This window comes from Allobosea sp. P1_A7 (assembly GCF_056406775.1).
The window spans coordinates 1-3,322 of record NZ_JBFTZN010000424.1 but is presented as its reverse complement, the minus strand read 5'-3'; the positions used below and the strand labels follow the sequence as shown (position 1 = coordinate 3,322).

The following is a 3,322-nucleotide window of genomic DNA, read 5'->3' as shown; positions in this document are numbered from 1 at the left end:
CTACCGCCACGGTCGCTTTCGCCACGCCACGCCGCCGGGCGACGGCAAGCCCCCACGTCTTCAGCGGCGAGCTCTTCTTCAAGATCCGCAGCAGGATCCCGGCGGCCTCGACCAGCGCCCAGCGGATCCCGGCATCGCCGCACTTGGATATGCCGCGATCCCGGTCGATCTCTCCCGACTGATAGCGCGAAGGCGTCAGCCCGAAATGGGCAGGGACGGAGCGTGATCGGCCAAAACGAGCCGGCTCATCGACGCCGGCCCGGAAGCTCAGCGCGACCATCGGACCGAGGCCCGGCGCCGTCATCAGCAGCTTGCAGGTTTCGTCGCTCTCGGCCAGCCGCCCCATCGCTTTGTGCAGATGCTGGAACTGCTCCCGCAGCACCCGTCGCACTTCGAGAAGTGGCTCGATGATCCGCTGTTGAAACCGGGACGGTGCATTGATCAGTCATCCGAGGACCCGGCCCAACTTTCGGAGCGCCGTCATTCCTCTCTTCTTGCCGAACCAAAAACGGGAGTTCGCGTTCCTCCTCGTAGGGTGGAGGTTTTCCGATGAATGCGATGGACGAACACAGCCGGTCGGTCTGGATGGACGTGAAGGTTGCAGGTCATGCCCGCCCGCTCGAGAAGGATCTCGCGATTGATGTGGTCGTGATTGGCGCCGGCATTGCCGGTTTGTCGATCGCTTACGAGCTTTTGCAGCGAGGTCTATCTGTTGCCGTTCTGGATCGCGGGGCCATTGCCGGCGGAATGACGGCGCGAACCACAGCGCATTTGGCCCCGATCTGCGATGACTCGTTGGCGGAACTGGTGTCGATGAGAGGGACCGAGCTTTCCCGAGGATTTCAGGACAGCCAAAGCGCCGCGGTCGACCGAATCGAGGAAATTCAATTCCGGGAAGGCATCGAGTGCGAGTTTCGCCGCCTGGACGGCATCCTGTTTTTGGACCCGACAAGCGACAAGAGCGTCCTGGATGACGAAATCAAAGCCGCCGCAAAATTGGCAGTCACGGTCAAGCGCGGAAAAGGGCTTCCGCTCGTCGGCCTCGAAGACACGCCCTGGCTCCGATACCCCAATCAGGCGACGTTCCATCCCCTAAAATACTTGCAGGGCCTTTGCGACGCGATCGAAGCGAAGGGCGGAATTCTCCATCCCAACACCGCCGTTGACGAGATCCAGGAGCAGGGGGCCGGGGTGCGGGCGAGGTTGGCGAATGGCCATCAGGTCGCGGCGTCAACTGCGGTGGTCGCCACCAATTCGCCGATCCATAGGACCACGGGCTTTCACACCAAGCAGGCGCCGTATCGCACCTATGCGATGGCCTTTGACGTCAAAAACGGGGAGGTTGAGGACAAGCTCTACTGGGACACGCTCGACCCCTATCACTATGTGCGCGTTACGGCCGGGCCCAAGGGGCGTGACCGACTTATCGTGGGGGGCGAGGACCACAAGTCTGGAGAAGCCGACAATGCGGCCGCACGTTTCGTTGCTCTTGATGCGTGGATCCGAATGCTGGTGCCCAGCCTCGGAGCGGAAACCCATCGCTGGTCCGGTCAAGTCWTGGACACGCTCGATTATWGTGSGTTCATTGGGCTCGATCCCGATTATAAGCGAATCTACGTCGTAACCGGGGATTCGGGCCAGGGTATCACCCATGGCGTTGTTGCCAGTTTGATGATCCCGGCGATGATCGCTGGTGACGAAAGCCCCTATGCCTCCGTGTATGATCCAGCGCGCAAACCGCTCAAAGCGGCGGGCAGATTCATGTCCGAGAACATCACGGCCCTCTCGAACGCCGCATCGTATCTGGCGCCCGGCGAGCTTGCTTCGGTTGAGGACCTTTATCCCGGACAAGGTGCAATCATTCGAAGTGGTCTGACCAAGATCGCCGCGTATCGCGACGAGAACGGCAGAATATATCAGCGGTCAGCGGTCTGTACGCATCTGGGCTGCCATCTACAGTGGAACAGCTTTGAGCGATGCTGGGATTGCCCCTGCCACGGCTCTCATTTTGCACCGGATGGAAGCGTGCTGAACGGACCAGCCGTTATGGCGCTTCCCGAGACCGAGAACTAAAGGACCCGCGTCTGATCCGGAGGGCCCATGTCGAATGCCGAGCGGCTGCGCTTATCGTCGAGATCCGTCCATATCTGTATCGATATGCAGCGGTTGTTTTCCGCCGACGGCCCTTGGCCGACCCCTTGGATGGACCGGGTTCTTCCAAAATGTGCCGAGCTGGCCGCGCTTAGTCACGACAGGACGATCTTTACTCGGTTCGTCCCTCCGCAAACGCCGGAGATCGCGCCTGGCGCCTGGCGCGGTTACTATCGGCACTGGCGGAACACGACCCTCGACCGATTGGATCCCCGCCTGGTGGATCTCGTGCCCCCGCTAGAAGGTTTCGCTCCCCCCGCCCTTATCTACGACAAACCGGTATACTCGGCGTTTGCCGGGCATAAGCTGGCGACCATGCTCAGGGAATGGCGGGCCGACACTCTCGTGTTCTCAGGGGCCGAGACAGATGTCTGCGTCTTATCGACCATCCTGGCGGCGATCGATCTTGGTTTCTATGTGGTAGTTGCGCGCGACGCCGTTTGCAGTTCGTCTGATGAAGGTCACGATGCTCTCATCAGGATGTTCGAGTGCCGGTTCGCGCACCAACTGGCGATCGCAGACACCGAAGAGATCCTGGGGGCTTGGTGTCAGGTGTTCGACCCCGGACTTTGATGGTGGACAGGGTCGGTACGACGGAGTCTGTCAGTGGAGATACAAATTTGTTCGAGAGAGCCTAAGTGGGCTGTTGAGGCGCTACGGAATTCATCTGAAGACGGTCGAAGAGTTGAAGAAGCGGCCTCGACCACTGATCCGCCGACCCGGCCGCCGTCACGCGTGCGCAACATTGGATGAGTCCCTGTAGTATTTGACTCGCTCGCCACTTCCTCCTTGCCCAGCTCGGCGCATCCATTCACCGTCTAGTCCWTTTTCAACTTCCCAAGGTTTCCGGGGAGACCGGAGAATGGCAGATCATCCTTGGTCAGGAAGCTGCTTCCGCTTACTGACCCTTCCTCGCTTCCCATTTCTGGCGACGACAGSATTTCAGYAGCGACCGCGAGGATTCGCGGCGGTGGTTCACTGTCTTCCTGCAAGTAGTGCCATTCGACCGATTCCCGGCTCTCCCCGGATCGTTCGGCTTCTGTAATGGGCCTTTGATCGTCAAGTCCCTCTGAACGATATCTCGTCGCCAGGATCATGCTTCTGTCCGTGGTCAGTACGAAGACCGCCACACCATGCCATCAGATCCAGAGCCGACAGGTCAATCTAGGGG

3 protein-coding genes are annotated in these 3,322 nt (G+C 60.1%); 2 read left to right on the top strand and 1 reads right to left on the bottom strand.

Going from position 1 to position 3,322, the window contains the following annotated elements:
- On the bottom strand, positions 1–382 hold a 382-nt coding region (locus AC1D34_RS35545; protein WP_476826784.1), incomplete at its 3' end, for a transposase.
- Between the two features lie 167 nt (positions 383–549).
- Here AC1D34_RS35545 and AC1D34_RS35540 point away from each other — a divergent pair.
- Together AC1D34_RS35540 and AC1D34_RS35535 are read left to right on the top strand one after the other, a co-directional pair.
- Positions 550–2,073 (top strand): FAD-dependent oxidoreductase, encoded by a 1,524-nt coding sequence (locus AC1D34_RS35540; protein WP_476826783.1) that lies wholly within the window; start codon positions 550–552, stop codon positions 2,071–2,073.
- A 27-nt stretch (positions 2,074–2,100) separates the two neighbouring features.
- The gene (locus tag AC1D34_RS35535) at positions 2,101–2,724 is read left to right on the top strand and encodes a cysteine hydrolase family protein (protein WP_476826782.1); all 624 of its coding nucleotides are present in this window, start codon (positions 2,101–2,103) and stop codon (positions 2,722–2,724) included.
- Positions 2,725–3,322: the final 598 nt, after the last annotated feature.

Excerpts from the sequence above, each read along its gene's own strand:
- AC1D34_RS35535 (WP_476826782.1), top strand. The coding sequence starts at position 2,101 with ATGTCGAATGCCGAGCGGCTGCGCTTATCGTCGAGATCCGTCCATATC.